The 17,227-nt window shown below is 72.6% G+C and carries 15 protein-coding genes; 8 read left to right on the top strand and 7 right to left on the bottom strand.

Annotation, left to right across the window (positions count from 1 at the left end):
- Positions 1-26 precede the first annotated feature (26 nt).
- The 3 genes from J7E93_RS11980 (at position 27) to J7E93_RS11970 (ending at position 2,927) form a co-directional block, all read left to right on the top strand.
- Positions 27-815, top strand: coding sequence for a class II aldolase/adducin family protein (locus tag J7E93_RS11980; RefSeq protein ID WP_215068305.1), 789 nt, complete (start codon positions 27-29; stop codon positions 813-815).
- 143 nt (positions 816-958) lie between these two features.
- Positions 959-2,188: a hypothetical protein gene (locus J7E93_RS11975; RefSeq protein ID WP_374105375.1), complete on the top strand. Its 1,230-nt coding sequence runs from the start codon at positions 959-961 to the stop codon at positions 2,186-2,188.
- A gap of 97 nt (positions 2,189-2,285) precedes the next feature.
- A complete protein-coding gene (locus tag J7E93_RS11970) occupies positions 2,286-2,927 on the top strand; it encodes a DoxX family protein (protein WP_215068303.1) in 642 nt (213 codons plus the stop codon).
- Here the strand turns inward: J7E93_RS11970 and J7E93_RS11965 are convergent.
- Together J7E93_RS11965 and J7E93_RS11960 are read right to left on the bottom strand one after the other, a co-directional pair.
- Positions 2,834-3,097 carry a hypothetical protein gene (locus J7E93_RS11965; RefSeq protein WP_215068301.1) on the bottom strand — a complete coding sequence of 88 codons (264 nt, stop codon included), beginning with the start codon at positions 3,095-3,097 and terminating at the stop codon, positions 2,834-2,836. The two genes, J7E93_RS11970 and J7E93_RS11965, sit on opposite strands and share 94 nt — an antisense overlap.
- Positions 3,084-4,439: a PspC domain-containing protein gene (locus tag J7E93_RS11960; protein ID WP_215068299.1), complete on the bottom strand. Its 1,356-nt coding sequence runs from the start codon at positions 4,437-4,439 to the stop codon at positions 3,084-3,086. Before J7E93_RS11960 ends, J7E93_RS11965 begins: the two co-directional genes overlap by 14 nt.
- Before the next feature lie 156 nt (positions 4,440-4,595).
- Between J7E93_RS11960 and J7E93_RS11955 the strand changes: the two genes are divergently transcribed.
- Together J7E93_RS11955 and J7E93_RS11950 are read left to right on the top strand one after the other, a co-directional pair.
- Entirely contained in the window at positions 4,596-5,864 is a 1,269-nt protein-coding gene (locus tag J7E93_RS11955; protein WP_215068297.1) for an ATP-binding protein, read from the top strand.
- The gene (locus J7E93_RS11950; protein WP_215068295.1) at positions 5,861-6,568 is read left to right on the top strand and encodes a response regulator transcription factor; all 708 of its coding nucleotides are present in this window, start codon (positions 5,861-5,863) and stop codon (positions 6,566-6,568) included. Before J7E93_RS11955 ends, J7E93_RS11950 begins: the two co-directional genes overlap by 4 nt.
- Before the next feature lie 91 nt (positions 6,569-6,659).
- On the opposite strand, the gene J7E93_RS11945 is transcribed toward J7E93_RS11950, so the two are convergent.
- Positions 6,660-7,745: a C40 family peptidase gene (locus J7E93_RS11945; protein ID WP_215068293.1), complete on the bottom strand. Its 1,086-nt coding sequence runs from the start codon at positions 7,743-7,745 to the stop codon at positions 6,660-6,662.
- A 345-nt stretch (positions 7,746-8,090) separates the two neighbouring features.
- Here J7E93_RS11945 and J7E93_RS11940 point away from each other — a divergent pair, with 345 nt between their 5' ends.
- Positions 8,091-8,444, top strand: coding sequence for a hypothetical protein (locus J7E93_RS11940; RefSeq protein WP_215068291.1), 354 nt, complete (start codon positions 8,091-8,093; stop codon positions 8,442-8,444).
- Between the two features lie 14 nt (positions 8,445-8,458).
- On the opposite strand, the gene J7E93_RS11935 is transcribed toward J7E93_RS11940, so the two are convergent.
- The gene (locus J7E93_RS11935; RefSeq protein ID WP_215068289.1) at positions 8,459-9,625 is read right to left on the bottom strand and encodes a C40 family peptidase; all 1,167 of its coding nucleotides are present in this window, start codon (positions 9,623-9,625) and stop codon (positions 8,459-8,461) included.
- Positions 9,626-9,898: 273 nt separating this feature from the next.
- Between J7E93_RS11935 and pcrA the strand changes: the two genes are divergently transcribed.
- On the top strand, positions 9,899-12,346 hold the full coding sequence (gene pcrA, locus J7E93_RS11930) for a DNA helicase PcrA (protein ID WP_215068287.1): 2,448 nt from the start codon (positions 9,899-9,901) through the stop codon (positions 12,344-12,346).
- A gap of 109 nt (positions 12,347-12,455) precedes the next feature.
- Here the strand turns inward: pcrA and J7E93_RS11925 are convergent, their stop codons facing one another.
- On the bottom strand, positions 12,456-13,949 hold the full coding sequence (locus tag J7E93_RS11925; protein WP_215068285.1) for a M23 family metallopeptidase: 1,494 nt from the start codon (positions 13,947-13,949) through the stop codon (positions 12,456-12,458).
- A gap of 334 nt (positions 13,950-14,283) precedes the next feature.
- Complete coding sequence (locus J7E93_RS11920) at positions 14,284-15,078, bottom strand: alpha/beta fold hydrolase (RefSeq protein WP_215068283.1); 795 nt, start codon at positions 15,076-15,078, stop codon at positions 14,284-14,286.
- A 297-nt stretch (positions 15,079-15,375) separates the two neighbouring features.
- Here J7E93_RS11920 and J7E93_RS11915 point away from each other — a divergent pair, with 297 nt between their 5' ends.
- Positions 15,376-15,783: a cobalamin B12-binding domain-containing protein gene (locus J7E93_RS11915; protein ID WP_158989561.1), complete on the top strand. Its 408-nt coding sequence runs from the start codon at positions 15,376-15,378 to the stop codon at positions 15,781-15,783.
- A gap of 39 nt (positions 15,784-15,822) precedes the next feature.
- Here J7E93_RS11915 and J7E93_RS11910 read toward each other — a convergent pair.
- On the bottom strand, positions 15,823-17,227 hold a 1,405-nt coding region (locus J7E93_RS11910; RefSeq protein WP_215068281.1), incomplete at its 5' end, for a DUF5691 domain-containing protein.

Below are 17,227 nucleotides of genomic sequence, written 5' to 3'. Positions count from 1 at the left end.
CACGGCCCGGAGTTACCTTCCCGCCCATGAGCGAGACACCCGCGCCCGTACCCGTCGCGCAGCTCCACTTCGCCATGCCGCCCGTCCACGAGACCGCCGAGGAGGAACGGGCGTACCGCAAGCAGCGGCTCGCGGGCGCGCTCAGACTCTTCGCGCGGTTCGGGTACGAGGAGGGCGTCTCGGGCCACCTCACCGCCCGGGACCCCGGACTCCCCGACTGCTTCTGGGTGAACCCCTTCGGAGCGCCCTTCGCCGAGCTGACCGCGAGCGACCTCCTCCTGGTCAACGGGGACGGCCAGGTCGTCCACGGCACCCACCATGTGAACCAGGCCGCCTTCACCGTCCACGCGCAGGTGCACCGGGCCCGGCCCGACGTCGTCGCCGTCGCGCACACCCACTCCACGTACGGGCGGGCGCTCGCCGCCCTCGGCGAGCTGATCGAGCCGATCACCCAGGAAGCCTGCGGTTTCTACCGGGATCACGCGCTCTTCGACGCCTACACCGGTGTCGCCGTGGACCGGGAGGAGGGACGGAGGATCGCCGCCGCCCTCGGCCCGTACAAGGCGATCGTGCTGCGCAACCACGGCCTACTGACCGTCGGATCCTCCGTCGACGCGGCCGCCTGGTGGTTCATCGCGATGGAGCGGTGCGCCCAGGTGCAGCTGACCGCGCGCGCCGCGGGCAAGCCGGTCCCGATCGGCCACCGGGAGGCGGTCGCCACCCGTGAACAGCTCGGCACCGACCTGGCCGCGTGGATCAACTACCAGCCCCTGTGGCGCCGGATCAGCCGCACGGAACCCGAACTTCTGTCGTAGAGCAGGGCTTTAGCAGTCCTTACGTCAATGTGATGACGGTTCAATCACTCTCCCGCTGGGCGCTCGAAGCACCTGCGGAACGTTTCGGTGCGGCACAATTCCCAAGAATCACCGGCAAGTTGACCGATCGGGAAGTGAGCGCCGTGGCGGTGCAAGAGGCCAGACAGTGCGGTGACCACGCGCGGTGCGCACCGGGCGGGCGAGCGGGGCACCGGCGCGCCGTCGCCGCCTTCCTCGCCCGGCGGGACGAACTCGCCGCCGGCCAGGGGGTGCCCGCGGCTGTCGCCCACTCTCCGGGCGCCTCCCGGCAGTGGGTCTCCGACGAGCTCGCCCAGTCCGCCCGGACCGTCGCCGCGCGCGGCCGTGAGGCCGGCGACGCCTGGCTCGGGCGGGTCCGGCGCGCCACCTTCGGCGTGGTCTGGGGCGCGGCCCTCGCCCTGCTCCTCGGGCAGGCGCTCACGGCGATCGGCGCGGGGTGGACGGGGGCGCGCACGGCGGGGCTCGCCGCGACCCTCGTCCTCGCCGTCCTGCTGACCGGCGCCGCCCAGGTCCACCGGGCGCGTGGCGGCGTCCTCGCACCGCTGATCGGTGAGGACAACCGGCTCTCGACCTCCCGCGCGGTCGCCGCCTGCTGGCTCCTCTTCGCCGTGTGGAGCGTGCTGTTCCTCTCGCTGCGCCTGGTCACCGGCGCCGACCGGATCGGCCTCGGGGCAGCCCGCGGCGCCGGACTGCTGACCGCTTTCGCCCTGACCGCGGCGGTCGCGGTCGCCGTCCGCCGGATCGTGTGGGTGCGGATCGTGGGCCAACGCCTGCAGAAAGTACGGGCCGACCGGCCCCGTGCGGCGGACCTCCTCTGCGACGACGACGGCCGGGCGAGCCTCACCGACCTCCAGTACGTCCTGGTCACCGCCGCCACCCTCGTCCTCGGCGCCGTGCGACTCGGGCGCGAGCCCGACCGGCTGCCCGCCCTGCCGTGGACCCTGGTGCTCCTCGTCGCCGTCTCGGCGGCCGGCTATCTCGCCGGGAAGTGGGGGGAGGGCGGCCGGCCCACGATCTTCTCCGTCGTCCGGTCCCGCGAGGCGGGCGACCTCGACGCCCCCATCCGCACCGGGGACGACATCGAGATCAGGGGGGCCGGTTTCGTCCCGGCCGGCGCACGGGGACCGGACGCCCTGACCCGCCTGGTCGTGCGCGTCGGCTCCGTCCACGCGCACGTCCCCCTGGTCCCGGTCCCGGGCGGCTTCGCCAACCCGACCGACGGGACCCTGACCGTTCCGCTCCCGGTGGACGTGGAGCCGGGGCGCGTCGAGCTGTGGGTGGTGACGGCCGTGGGCGTGGAGACCAACCGGGTCACGATCGACGTCGTCGACTGAGCCGCCTGAACTCTCCGCCCGTTCCCCGCGTATCCAGATCAAGGGGGTCCGAGGACAATCGGTTCTGCGGACAGTGGCGTGGAGAGGCGGGCCGGCGATGTCAGGACGAACGCACGGGACGAACGGGGCGTACGGCGCCCCGGACGACGGGCAGGGCGGACAGCGCGGACACGGCGGTCTCGGGCGCCACGGCGGGAGGGGCGGACACGGCGGGTGGGGCGGCGACGGTGGGTGGGGCGGCCACGGTGGTCCCGGGGGCCCCGGTGGCCTCTCCGGGTGGAAGGCCACCGCCTCGCGCTACGCCCTGCTGCCGCTGCGCCTCTTCCTCGGGATCACCTTCATCTACGCCGGGCTCGACAAGATCACCGACTCCACCTTCCTGGCCGACACCGGCAGCGGGTCCATCGGCGAGATGATGCGGGGCGTGCGGGACACCTCGGCCTTCCCCGCCCTCGTCGACCTGGCGCTCAAGAGCCCCACCGGATTCGGCTACGGCATCGCGTTCGGGGAGCTGGCCGTCGGCATCGGAACCCTGCTGGGTCTCTACGCCCGGCTGGCCGCGCTCGGCGGCGTGCTGATCTCGCTGAGCCTGTGGCTGACCGTGAGCTGGCAGACCCAGCCGTACTACTACGGCAACGACCTCGCCTATCTGATGTCCTGGCTGCCGCTGGTGCTGGCCGGCGCCTCGATGTTCTCGCTCGACGCGGTCCTCGCCGAACGGCGGCGCCGTATCCCATAGGCGACCCAGGTCGCGAGCGCGGCCGCCCCCAGACCGCCGCACAGCACCGGGACGACGCCGTACCAGGGCGTCACCCAGGCGTCGGCGGCGTCGCCCGCGTAGAGGGCGGCGAGGCCCAGGGCCGTCACGCCGACGATCAGCCGGCCCGGACGGAACTCATGAAGCAGCACGGGTGACCTCCACCTGTCCGAGACCGACCTCCAGGGAGAGGTCCAGCGTTCCGGCCGGGACGGTCCCCTCCGGAGGGGTGAGCGTACGGGTCTCGTCGCGGTCCGGGGCGATGTCGATGTCATCGGGGCGCTGCTGCGGCAGTTGGAGATCGCCCAGTCCCACCTGCGCCCGCAGTTTCACCGTGACGTTCTTCGGAACGATCACGTCGAGCTTTCCGGCGCCGACCTCCGCCTCGGTGCCGACCGTCGTGCCCGCCGGGACGGCGAGGCGCGTCAGATCGAGGGTGCCGACGCCCGTGCCCAGCTCGTAGCGGGGCTGCACGGCGGCGACCGACGCCGGCTCCCACGTCGTACGGACCCAGTCCGTCGAGATCTCCTTCGGCAGCGCGGCCGACACCGCGAGCAGGCCGGCGGTGACCACGGTCAGGAAGATCGTGCCGAATCCGGTCCGGCCGAGGAAGCCGGCGACGACCAGGCCGAGACCGAACACCGCCAGGGCGGCGGCCAGGCCGATCTGGAGGCTCGTGCCCAGCGGATGGGTCTCCCAGGACAGCCCCGTGCCGAGTCCGCCGGCCAGCAACGCCAGCAGGAAGAGCAGCCCGCCGATGGAGCGCGGGCCGCGCCGGACCGTCGCCGCCCGGGGGCGCCCCTCTCCCTCGGGGACGCTCGGGCCCCACTGGCTGCCGGGCACCGGGATCTCGCCGTTTTCGAGCCGGCCGTCCGGACCCACCACCCCGTGCGGACCCCACAGATAGCCGACGGCGATCCTTCCGGTCGAGCCGTCCTTGACTATCGGGTCCTTCCACCACGACGGGAATTCCACCAGCGGCGGTGCCTTCGTCTCCGGCGGCGCCTCGGCGACGGCGTGCGCGGTCGCCGCGTCCATCCGGCCCTCGGCGTCACCGCCGACGACCTGCCGGCGCCGCTGCGACCAGACCGCCGCGCCACAGACCGCCGTCGACAGGATCATCGCGAACGCGATCGTCCCGCCGTTCTGCAGCATCGACAGGAAGACGCCGCAGCCGACCAGCGCCATGAGCACGGCGGCGAGCGCCGCTCCGTCGACCCGGCCGGACAGCAGCCTGCGGCCCTCGTTCTCCTCCTCGCCCGCGCGCGGGATCAGCAGCCACGCGAAGCCGTAGAAGATCAGCCCGATGCCGCCGGTCACCGACAGCACTCCGACCGCGATCCGGAAGATCACCGGGTCGAGATCGAAATGCCGCCCCAGACCGCCGCACACACCGGCCACGACCTTGTGCCGCGGCGAGCGGCGCAGCGCCGGGACGGGTGAGACCTCCGCCGGCGGCGGGGCCTCGTGGTGGGAAGGCGTCGAACTCGTCATGCCTCCATGGTGACGGCCGGTGACCCTCCGCGGCACCGGGGGCGACCCTGGCCCGACCCTGATATTCCGCGCCGGTCTCCGCCCGCGGAAGCCCTAGGGGCCATCTCAGGGCCGACCCTGATGTCCCGGCCCGGCCGAACGTGTGACGATCGGGGCATGCCAGCAGCCGCCCGTGTCGCCGAGACCGACGAACCGCCCGTGCGCAAGCTCTACCGGAGCGCCGACGGACGGTGGCTCGGCGGTGTCGCGCGCGGCCTCGCGGGACACCTCGGAGTGCCGGTCGTCTGGGTTCGCGCGCTGTTCGTGGTCCTGCTGCTCGCGGACGGACTCGGCGCCCTGCTGTACGCGGTCTTCTGGATCGTCGTGCCGCTCGGCATCGGCGGCCGGGCAGCGCCCCGCCCCGTGTTCGAGACGACCCCGGACGGGCGGCGCCGGCTGCGCAAGCCCGACCGGGGGCAGGTCTTCGCGCTGATCGCCCTGGCGCTCGGCGCCGCCGTCTTCGTCGGCAACATCGACTTCGGGAACCAGGCGGACCGCTACGTCTGGCCGACGCTGCTGACCGGTGTCGGTGTCGTTCTCGTCTGGCGGCAGGCCGACAACGCCCGCCGGGCCAGCTGGACCGAGACCGGCAGACGCCGGCGTACCCTCCAGCTCGCGCGCGGGTTCGCGGGCGTCGCGCTGGTCGGCGTCGGCCTGACCGTTTTCATGGTGATACGCGGCTCCGCCGCCCAGTTGGGCACGGCGCTCACGGCCGCGATAGCGGTCCTCACCGGCATCGCCCTGCTCGCCGGGCCCTGGCTGGTGCGGATGTCGCAGGACCTCTCCGAGGAGCGGACCATGCGCATCCGCGCCCAGGAGCGCGCCGAGGTCGCGGCCCACGTCCACGACTCCGTCCTGCACACCCTCACCCTGATCCAGCGCAACGCGGACGAGCCGGGCGAGGTGCGCCGTCTCGCCCGCGCGCAGGAGCGGGAGCTGCGGAACTGGCTGTACAAGCCGGAGGGCAACGGCAAGGACGAGGGCGAGGAGCCCGACACCCTCGCCGAGGCGGTGAAGAAGGCCGCCGCCGAGGTCGAGGACAAGCACGGCGTACCGCTGGAGGTCGTCGTCGTGGGCGACTGCCCGCTCGACGAGAAACTGGTCGCGCAGATGCAGGCCGCACGCGAGGCGATGGTCAACGCCGCCAAGTACGGTGGCGAGGGAGGGGCGGTGCAGGTCTACGCCGAGGTCGAGGGACGTACGGTCTTCGTCTCCGTCCGGGACCGGGGACCCGGGTTCGACCTCGATTCCGTGCCCGACGACCGCATGGGCGTACGAGAATCGATCATCGGCCGGATGCAGCGCAACGGCGGTTCGGCCCGGCTGCGGTCCGTGCCGGACGGCGGCACCGAAGTGGAGCTTGAGATGGAGAGGGCGGACGCATGAGCGACGAGACCGGGACCGGGACGACGGGGGCGCGGACCACGGAGCGCCGGGTACGGGTCGTCCTCGTCGACGACCACCGGATGTTCCGCACGGGCGTCCAGGCCGAGATCGGCCGGACCGAGGTCACCGGCGTCGCGGTGGTCGGCGAGGCCGCCGACGTCGACCAGGCGGTCACGGTCATCACCGCCACCCGGCCCGAGGTCGTCCTGCTCGACGTGCACCTCCCCGGTGGCGGCGGGGTCGAGGTGCTGCGCCGCTGCGCCGGCCTGATGTCCGCGACCGAGAACCCGGTCCGTTTCCTGGCCCTCTCGGTCTCGGACGCGGCCGAGGACGTCATCGGCGTGATCCGCGGCGGCGCCCGCGGCTACGTCACCAAGACCATCACCGGCACCGACCTGGTCGACTCGGTCTTCCGCGTCCAGGAGGGCGACGCGGTGTTCTCACCCCGCCTGGCCGGCTTCGTCCTGGACGCCTTCGCCTCGACCGACGCGCCGCCGGTCGACGAGGACCTGGACCGCCTCACCCAGCGGGAGCGTGAGGTGCTGCGGCTGATCGCCCGTGGATACGCGTACAAGGAGATCGCCAAGCAGCTCTACATCTCGGTGAAGACGGTCGAGTCGCACGTCTCGGCGGTGCTCAGGAAGCTGCAGCTGTCCAACCGGCACGAGCTGACCCGCTGGGCCACCGCCCGCCGTCTGGTCTGACCCCGCGCCTCGGGGCCCCGTGCCTCCGGGGCCCCGTCCCTCAGCGCCCCGCGCCTCCGGGGCCCCGCGTCTCCAGGGCCGCCCGGGGGCGTCACCCCACCCGGGTCGCCCCCGCGAACGGCATCTCGTCGATCGGTGCGACCCGTACCGGCGCGCCCGGCCGGGGCGCGTGGATCATCTGGCCGCCGCCGATGTAGAGACCGACATGGCTGATGCCCGAGTAGAAGAACACCAGGTCGCCGGGGGCCAGTTCGGAGCGCGGGACGCGCCGCCCGGCGTTGATCTGCGTGTACGTCGTACGGGGCAGCGACACCCCGGCCGCGCGCCAGGCGGCCTGTGTGAGGCCCGAGCAGTCGTAGGCCGAGGGGCCTGTCGCCCCCCATACGTACGGCTTGCCGAGCTGGGCCCGGGCGAAGGAGAGGGCCTCGGCGGCCCGGGCGTTCGGCGCCGAGACCGGCCCGCGCGGCTCGGAGGCCCGGTCGGCCCTGCCCCCGGCCCCACCACCCCGACCGTCGCCGGTACCGCCCCGCCCCGACCCCGTCGTGGCCGCTTCGTACCGCGCCCGCTCCTCGGCGGTCAGCCGGGCCAGCAGCGCCCGCGCCTCGGCGAGCCTGCCCTGGACGGCGCTCTTCTGCCGCCGCAGATCGGACTCGTGCCCGCGCAGCTCGGCGAGCCGCCGGGCGGACTCGGCGCGCAGCTGTCCGATCCCGGTGAGCTCACGCCGTACGGAGGCGAGGGCCACCGCCTGGCGCTCCCCGGCCTTCTCGGCGAGCGCGGCCCGCTCCAGGTACTGCTCCGGGTCGGAGGTGAGGGCGAGCTGCACGGCGGGGTCGAGGCCGCCCGAACGGTACTGCGCGGTGGCGACCGAACCGAGCCCGGCGCGCCCGGCGTTGAGCCGGTCGGTCCTGCGGGCGGCCTCGTCGCGCAGCCGGTCGAGGGCGCCCCGCGCCACGTCCGCCTTCTCCTTGGCCCCGTTGTACTTCTCGGTGGCCACCTCGGCCTCCTGGTACAGCCGGTCGACCTTCGCCCTGACCTGGGCGGGCGTGAGCTGGGGCTCGGCGTGCCCGGCGCCCTCGAAGACGGTCGCCGTCGCCGCCGAGGCGAGGGCGAGCGTGGCGGCGGTCCTGACCGCCTGGCCACCGAGGGGGGACTGCCTGGGCTTCCGGTGCGCTGCCACGAGGGCGGGTCACATCCTCTCCCTGAGGGGTCGGTGCCCGCCGGGTCCGACGGCGGACCGCACAGGGGAGACGGCCCGCCGCCGGGTTTCTCGGCGGGGGTGGCCGACAGCCGCCGGAGGACCCGGCGGTGGTGGGGAGCCGGCCACCTGAGGGAGGACGCTAAACCTGGGCGTCACGGGGAGGCGGGGAGTTGACCGCTATTGGCGCCAGTTGGTGGTCCGGGACCGATCGTGTCCGGTCGCCGCGACCGGTGGGTGCCGCTTTCCGTCGGGGGCCTGACCGATGCGCCGGACGAGGTGGACCCGGCCGGAGAGCGGTGCTATGGCCCGGTTAGGCTCCGCCCCATGGACGTACTCATCAATGTCTTCGTCGCCCTGCACATCATCGGTATCGGCTCCCTGCTCGGCGGGTTCCTCACCCAGATGAAGGCGATGGGCGCGGGTACGGCCCGCTTCAGCCCCGCGATGCTGCACGGCGCGCTGACGATGCTGATCACGGGTGTCGCGCTGGTCGGCCTCAACCAGGCGGACGACCAGGCCGTCAACAACGTGAAGATCGGCATCAAGCTGGCCGTCCTCGTCGTCATCCTCGCCCTCGTGTACGTGAAGCGGGACGAGGAGGCGGTCGACAAGGGTCTCTTCGGTGCCGTCGGCGGCCTGACGGTCGCGAACATCTTCATCGCGACGCTCTGGACCTGAGCCCCCCGGGCGGGTCAGGTCGGGCGGACGCTCCCGTAGATCGGCATGTAGTAGATCGACTCCTCGCGGACCTCGGCGCCCGGCTTCGGCGCGTGGATCATCTTCCCGCCGCCGATGTACAGACCGACGTGGCTGATGTCGTCGTAGAAGAAGACGAGGTCGCCCGGGAGCAGATCGGCCGTCGCGACCCGGGTACCCACCTCCACCTGGTCCCAGGTGGTACGGGGCAGGTCGACGCCCGCCGCCTTCCAGGCGGCCTGAGTGAGCCCGGAGCAGTCGTACGAGCTCGGGCCCGTCGCCCCCCACACGTACGGCTTGCCGATCTGGGCCCGGGCGAAGGCGAGCGCCTTCTCCACCTTCGCCGCATACGTCGAGCCGCCGGTCTGCGGCGGGGCGGTGGGCGGGGTGACGGGCGGGGCCGACGGCTGGCGCCGGGCCTCCTCCTCCTGCCGGCGACGCTCGGCCTCGGCCTGCGCAGCCTCCGCCTTCGCCCGCTCCTCCGCCTTGCGCCGCGCCTCGGCCTCCCGCTCGCGCTCCAGCTCCGCGAGCCGGGCCTTCTCCTCGGCCGTCAGCCGGGCCAGCAGCGTGCGCGCCTCCGCCAGCTTCCGCTGGACGGTCTGCTTGCTCGTGCGCAGCGTGGCCTGCGCGTCGGTCAGGCTCTCCAGGCTCTTCGTCGCCTCCGCCCGTTGCTTCGCCGCCGCGAGGCGCTTGCCCTCGTAGTCCGCGACCGCGCCGCGCTGCCGCTCGGAGAGCCGGTCCATGAGGTGGGTCTGGTCGAAGTACGACTGCGGGCTGTCCGCGAAGATCAACGCGGCGGTCGGTCCGACCGCCCCGGCCCGGTACTGGGCCGCCGCGTACGAGCCGAGCGCGCGGCGGGACTCGTTGATGGCGTCCGTCCGCCGGGCCACGTCGTCGAGAATCCGGTCGACCTTGCGCCGCTGCTCGTCGGTGGCCTCCTTGGCCCGGTTGTACTCCTGCGTCGCCGTGCCGGCCTGGCGGTAGAGGGCGTCGACCTTCTTCTGGACCTCCTCGACCGTCGGCCTCGGCGGGGCGGCGGGCGCCGCGTGGGCACTCTGCGTGGAGAGCAGCGTCACAGAGGCGAGGGCGGCCGTCGTGACCCCGACGGCGGGGGAGTGCGGACGTGTGCTGCGCGGCTTGCGATGGGACGCCAAGACCGGCATCTCCTTCCGTGGCCGCCGACGCATGAAGGCTCAACCACCTTGCGGCGGGGCCGAGTTCGGCGTGGGCCGCCCGCTCGACGCGATTCGCCGCCGGAGGGGACGGGCTGCTTGGGCGAGCACGCTAGCCAACCCGTGGGGCGGCTGTGAAGGCTGATGTGCGATATGCCCGATACATTTTCGTGACCTGAAGCGGACGGTCACCCTCCGTAAGAATTCGGTCACTTCGGGAGGTGGGGGTGGGTTGTCGGTGCGGCGGCCTAGACTCGTTAAGCGATGAGCAGCCTCTTTGACGACAGCTTCCTGGCGAGCCTCCAGAACCACTCCTCGGAGGAGCCCCCGCCCCCGCCCGAGGACCACGACCACGGTGCCCCGGCCGCGGAGGAGGTCCCGCACGACCTCTTCGGGGGCCGGTTCGACGCGCCCGCGCCCCGGGACGCCTACTACCGCGACGGAGCGCACCGCCCCGTCGTGGACGCCGCCGCGCTCCTGGAGGGGCTGAACGAGCAGCAGCGCGCCGCCGTCGTGCACACCGACACCCCGCTGCTCATCGTCGCCGGCGCCGGCTCCGGCAAGACCCGGGTGCTGACCCACCGCATCGCCCACCTCCTGGCCACCCGGCACGTCCACCCGGGCCAGATACTCGCGATCACCTTCACCAACAAGGCCGCCGGCGAGATGAAGGAGCGCGTCGAGCAGCTCGTCGGCCCGCGCGCCAACGCGATGTGGGTCATGACCTTCCACAGCGCGTGCGTCCGCATCCTGCGCCGGGAGTCGAAGAAGCTCGGCTTCACCTCCTCGTTCTCGATCTACGACGCCGCCGACTCCAAGCGCCTCATGGCCCTGGTCTGCCGCGACCTGGACCTCGACCCGAAGAAGTTCCCGCCGAAGTCCTTCAGCGCCAAGATCTCGAACCTGAAGAACGAGCTGATCGACGAGGAGACCTTCGCCGACCAGGCCGCCGACGGCTTCGAGAAGACGCTCGCCGAGGCGTACCGGATGTACCAGGCGCGGCTGCGCGAGGCCAACGCCCTGGACTTCGACGACATCATCATGACGACGGTCCACCTGCTCCAGGCGTTCCCCGACGTCGCCGAGCACTACCGCCGCCGCTTCCGCCACGTTCTCGTCGACGAGTACCAGGACACCAACCACGCCCAGTACACCCTCGTACGGGAGCTGGTCGGCACCGGCTACGAGGACCTGGGCCCGGCCGAGCTCTGCGTCGTGGGTGACGCGGACCAGTCGATCTACGCCTTCCGCGGCGCGACCATCCGCAACATCCTCCAGTTCGAGGAGGACTACCCGGACGCGACCACGATCCTGCTGGAGCAGAACTACCGCTCCACGCAGACGATCCTCTCCGCCGCCAACGCCGTCATCGAGCGCAACGAGAGCCGCCGCCCCAAGAACCTGTGGACCAACGCGGGCGCGGGCGCGCAGATCACCGGCTACGTCGCGGACACCGAGCACGACGAGGCCCAGTTCGTCGCCGACGAGATCGACCGGCTCACGGACGCGGGCGACGCGAAGGCAGGCGACGTCGCCGTCTTCTACCGGACCAACGCCCAGTCCCGTGTCTTCGAAGAGATCTTCATCCGCGTCGGCCTGCCCTACAAGGTCGTCGGCGGTGTGCGCTTCTACGAGCGCAAGGAGGTCCGCGACGTCCTCGCCTACCTGCGGGTTCTCTCCAACCCCGAGGACAACGTCCCGCTGCGCCGCATCCTCAACGTCCCCAAGCGCGGCATCGGCGAGCGCGCGGAGGCGATGATCGACGCCCTCTCCCTGCGCGAGAAGATCACCTTCCCGCAGGCCCTGAAGCGGGTCGACGAGGCGTACGGCATGGCGGCCCGCTCCGCCAACGCCGTCAAGCGCTTCAACGCGCTCATGGATGATCTGCGCACCGTAGTCGACTCCGGGGCAGGACCGGCCGTCGTCCTCGAAGCCGTGCTGGAGCGGACCGGCTACCTCGCCGAACTGCAGGCCTCCACCGACCCGCAGGACGAGACCCGGATCGAGAACCTCCAAGAGCTCGCCGCCGTGGCCCTGGAGTTCGAGCAGGAGCGAGGCGAGGAAGGGGGCACGCTCGCCGAGTTCCTGGAGCGGGTCGCGCTCGTCGCCGACTCGGACCAGATCCCCGACGAGGACGAGGAGGGGTCCGGAGTCATCACGCTGATGACCCTGCACACCGCCAAGGGCCTCGAATTCCCGGTGGTCTTCCTGACCGGCATGGAGGACGGCGTCTTCCCGCACATGCGCGCGCTCGGCCAGGCCAAGGAGCTGGAGGAGGAGCGGCGCCTGGCGTACGTGGGCATCACGCGCGCCCGCGAGCGGCTCTACCTGACCCGCTCCTCGATGCGCAGCGCCTGGGGCCAGCCCTCGTACAACCCGGCCTCTCGCTTCCTCGAGGAGATCCCGGCGACGTATCTGGAGTGGAAGCGGACCGGCCCCCTGGCCAAGCCGGCCGGACCGACCTCCGGGATCACCTCCTCGCTCTCCGCCTCGCGGGCGCGCTCGGGCCCCTCGGGCTTCGCCACCCGCCGCGCCGGCGACAAGCCGGTGATCAGCCTGACGGTCGGCGACCGGGTCACCCACGACCAGTTCGGCCTCGGCACGGTGATGCAGGTGACGGGTGTGGGCGCCGACGCGCAGGCGACGATCGACTTCGGCGACGAGAAGCCGAAGCGGCTCCTGCTGCGGTACGCCCCGGTCGAGAAGCTCTGACGACGAGGGCCCCGGCCGAAGCCGGGGCCCTTCGTGGTGAGTTCTGGTTGTTCGGTTCTGCTCCGAGGTGCTCGGTGCCCGTCTCTCGGTGCTCGATCGGTGGCCGGTCTCAGCCGGTCGGGTCGAGACCGTGGCTGCGCAGCCACGGCAGCGGGTCGATGGCCATCCCGCCGTTCGGCCGGACCTCGAAGTGGAGGTGCGGGCCGGTGGAGTTGCCTGAATTGCCGGAGTACGCGATGACGTCACCGGCCTTGACCTTGCCGGAGCGGATCTTGGTGCTGCTGAGGTGGCAGTACCAGGTCTCGGTGCCGTCCGCGGCGGTCACGATCGCCATGTTGCCGTAGGCGCTGTTCCACTGGGTGCGGACCGTGCCGTCGGTCGCGGCCATCACCTTGGTGCCGTACTGCACCGGGAAGTCGATACCCGTGTGCAGGGACATCCAGTTGACGCCGGCCTGGCCGTAGCGCGCGCTGAGCTGGTGCAGCTTCACCGGCAGGACGAACTTCGGACGAAGCGCCTCCTTGCGGGCCGCCTCCTCCTCGCGCTTCTTCCGCTCCGCCTCCTGACGCAGCTTGAGGTCGATGCGCTCCTGGGTACGGCTCGCGCGGTCGCCGAAGTCGCGGGCATCGGCGTCGAGCGCGTCGAGCTGGGTGTCCAGGCTGTTGTTCGCGGCGATCGGCTTGACCGAGGACGGGTCGGCGGCGGCGAGCGCCATCGTGTCGTCCTTCGTCTCCGCGCCCGCGTCGGCGAGTCCGCCGACCGAGGCCGCGGCGATCCCGGCGACCCCCATGACGCAGGCGGACGGGACGGCGACGGTCAGGAGCGCCGAGCGCTTGGCGGGCGTACGGCGCCGGCCGCGGCTGCCACCGGAGGAGCGGCGCACGGGGCGGGCGGCGGGGGCGGCCGCGGACTCCGCGACCAGCTCGACGGCCGACTCCTCGGACTCCTCGGACTCCGCGGGGGCCTCGTGGTCGTACGCGTAGGTGTACTCGTCCGAGCTGTACTCGTCGGAGGTGTAGCTGTCAGCCGTGTAGGCGTCCGCGGCGAGGGCATCGAACTGCGCGGTGTGCTCCACGAGGTCGTGCTGTTCGTGCTGCGCGTGCTGTTCGTGCTGCGCGGTCTGCGGTTGGGGTGCGAACTCGTGCGCGGGGGTGTACTGGTGCGGAACGACGGGCTCGGCGACCAGGAGGTCCTGCTCCGGCGCGGCGTAGTTCCAGGCGGTGGCGTCGTACGTACCGGTCTCGACCGTGGGGGTCGTCCACTGACCCGTGGTGTCGTACGAGGTGAGGTGCGCGGCCTCGTACGTCCCGGTCTGCTGCGCCTCGTTCCAGGCGGTGGCGTCCCACTGGCCGGTGGCGTCGTACGCCGCGCTGTCGTACCGCGTGGCGTCGTACTGCTGCGTCATCGGCTGCTGGGCGACGTAGGTGTCGTACGAGCCGGCGTCCCACTGGTGGCTGCCGTTCCACTGGGTGGTGTCGTACTGCCCGCTGTGACCTGCCTCGTACTGGCCGGGAAGGACACCGAAGAGCGGGTCCGTGGCGAAGCTGCCGGTGCTGTGGGCGTCGTCTCCGACGTACCCGGCGTGGGGGTGCTGGTCGTTCACCAACTTCTCTCTCGCCTCGGCGGCAGGACCAGCCCGGGGCGGACCCGACGAAGGGTGTCCCGGGGTTAAGCAGTGGCGCGACTGTACCCGGCGGTATACGCAAGCGACAATCTTCGGAGGGTTTTGGGTCCGCAGGAAACGGGCAATCGGCCGTGTTTCGGCGGCCGAGGGGAAGAGCTTTGGCTCTGTGTTCGAGGAACGTTCGAAGAACAGGCACGTTCTGGCGGGCCGTCAGACGTTCGCACGCCGGTGTCGGTCTCGATGGCGCCGGTGCCGAATGCCGGTGCCGGGTGTCGCGCGCCGGTGCCGGTGTCGAGTGCCGGGTGCCGGGTCCTCACGCGACGGAGGCGGCTCCGGGCCCGGCGTCCCCAGCGGCGTCCGGCTCCTCGGAGTCGAGCGCCTGCCGGATCCCGGCGGCGACGGTCGGATGAACCGGCAGGGCGAGATGGCCGATCCCGCTCACCCGGACGTTGTGCACCAGCAGGTCGGGGTGGTCGAGCCGGGCGGTCTCCACCGGCACCATCACCTGGTCGAGATCGCTCCAGAAGCTGACGCAGCGGGTCCGGCAGCGCGGCGCGGGTTCGGCCAGCTCCCGCAGCACCTCGGAGCCGGGGCGCATCTGGCGGACCAGCGGGTGGGCGCCCGCCCAGGGAACGGCGGTGGTGCCGGCGTGCGGGGTGCCGAGCATGACGAGCGTGCGCACCCGTGCGTCACCGCCTCGACGCTGTACGTAATACCGGGCGATGAGGCCGCCGAGGCTGTGACCGACGATGTCCACCTGGGGGTGTCCGGTGCGGACGCAGAGCTCCTCCACATAGCGGCCGAGGAGGTCCGCGGCGGTGCGCAGGTCGCAGGTGAGCGGAGAGTAGTTGAACGACTCGATGTGGTGACGGCCGTGCCGGGCGAGGGAGCGGCGCAGCAGGACGAAGACCGAGCGGTTGTCGACGAAGCCGTGGAGGAGAACGACCGGGCGCCCGGGGCCGGGGCCGGTGCCGGAGGCCGGTGCGGCGACGGGGCGCTCGGAGACGATGCCGGAGGGGTAGAGGAGCAGATGGCCGGTGAGGATCGCCAGCTCCAGGGCGTTGGCCTTCAGCGAGGTGGTGACCTTGGTGAGCCTGGTGAGCCCCATCGGCGCCTCCCGAACGGCACGCGGGCGCCGAACGGCATCCGGTGTGCCGAACCCCCGTACCGTGCGGCTGACGGTGCGGAGATGCGACGACCCCGTCGCGGCTCCCTTGCGCACGACCCGATCGCGACTGACGGGCCCGGAACCAGGGCCCTGGAGGGTGCGGCGCAGAGCGAACATGTCCCTCTGTGTGATTTCCCCCTCCCTGCCCACCGCGAAACGGCTGCTTGCGGGATGCTGGCGATAACGTTCGTTCACCTCCCCGGCAAACAGGCGCGGGGGTCGCATGTGGAGGCAGTGATGGGTGTGACCGGTCCGATCCGCGTGGTGGTGGCCAAGCCGGGTCTCGACGGCCACGATCGCGGGGCCAAGGTGATCGCGCGGGCACTGCGCGACGCCGGCATGGAGGTCATCTACACGGGGCTGCACCAGACGCCGGAGCAGATCGTGGACACGGCGATCCAGGAGGACGCCGACGCGATCGGTCTGTCGATCCTCTCGGGCGCTCACAACACGCTCTTCGTGAAGGTCCTGGAGCTCCTGAAGGAGCGCGACGCCGAGGACATCAAGGTCTTCGGCGGCGGCATCATCCCCGACGCGGACATCGCGCCGCTGAAGGAGAAGGGTGTGGCCGAGATCTTCACCCCGGGCGCGACGACGGCGTCGATCGTCGACTGGGTGAACGCGAACGTCCGCGTGGCGGCGTAGTCGACCGGGCGCGAGGCGGGGCGGGGCCGGGGGCGGGGCTCACCCCGCCAGCTCCGCGCGTATCGACGCCCGTAGGCGGAGCGTCGACACCAGACGCTGGAAGGCCTCCGACCAGTAGCCTCCGGCGCCCGGCGAGGCGTCCTCCGGTTCTGCCGGGAGGGCGGTCAGGGCCTCCAGCTGGTCGGCCGCGTCGGGGGACAGGCAGCGTTCCGCGAGGCCCATCACCCCGCTGAAGCTCCAGGGGTAGCTGCCGGCGTCCCGCGCGATGTCCAGGGCGTCGATCACGGCGCCTCCCAGCGGCTGAGCCCAGGGCACCGCGCAGACGCCCAGGAGCTGAAAGGCCTCCGACAGGCCGTGGGCCCCTATGAACGAGGCGACCCACCGGGCCCGCTCCTCCTCGGGGAGCGTCGAGAGCAGCTTCGCCCGTTCCGCGAGGGACGAGGTGCCCGGACCTGCCGCGGGTGGGGCCGAGGGGGCCCCGAGCAGCGCCCGGGACCAGGCGGCGTCCCGCTGCCGTACGGCGGCACGGCACCAGGCCGCGTGCAGCTCGCCCTGCCAGTCGTCGGCGACCGCGAGCGCGACGATCTCCTCCGGCGTCCGTCCGCCGAACCGGGCCGGCCAGCAGGAGAGCGGCGCGGACTCGACAACCTGGCCCAGCCACCAGGACCGCTCGCCGCGGCCGGTCGGCGGGGTGGGTGTCAGACCGTCCCGCTGCATCCCCGCATCGCACTCGTGCGGCGCCTCGACGACGATCGTCGCGCCCCCTTCCGTACGGTCCAGGGAGACGCAGGACAAGGCGCGCCCCGCCATCCGGCCCGCGAGTGCCGAATCGGGCAGCGCGGAGAGCAACCCGGCGGCCGTGGAGCGGACGTTGCGGCTGCGGTCGGACAGGGCCGCCTCCAGGAACTCCTCGTCCGCGCCGGAGAGCCCGGCCCGCAGGGAGTCCAGGAACATCAGCCGGTCCTCGGCCCGCTCCGCCGTCCAGGTGGAGCCGAGCAGCGCCAGGGCGGCCGCCGGTTCCTCGGCCCGTACGGAGGCGAGCAGCGCGACCCGCTCGGCGAACAGGCCCTCCTCCCACAGCGCGCGGACCGCGTCGCCGTCCCGGACGTCGGGGAGCGCGGCGCTGCCTCCCGCGCCGCGCAGGGCGAACCGCCAGTCCGGGTTGAGCCGGGCCAGCCACAGCCCGCGCGGACCGGCCAGGGTGAGTGCCTGCGGCCGCAGGTCGGTGCGGGCGCGGGCGGCGTCGAGCAGGGCGGGCAGCGCCGACGCGGGCGCTCTGTAACCGTGGTCGTTGGCGGCGGCGAGCCACTGGGGGAGCAGTTCGGCGAGGTCGGGCGCGGCCCCGCGGCGCCCCCCGGCCGGGGCGGGGGCGGTGCGGCCCGCCAGGAGCTGGTCGAGACGGCGGCGGGCAGGTTCGGGCAGGGGTCTGCGGTCGTCCTTGGGG

This window comes from Streptomyces sp. ISL-36, assembly GCF_018614205.1.
In the GTDB taxonomy this organism is placed as follows: domain Bacteria; phylum Actinomycetota; class Actinomycetes; order Streptomycetales; family Streptomycetaceae; genus Streptomyces.
Note: the sequence above shows the minus strand (reverse complement) of the source record. Positions and strands in the feature narration are given on the sequence as shown.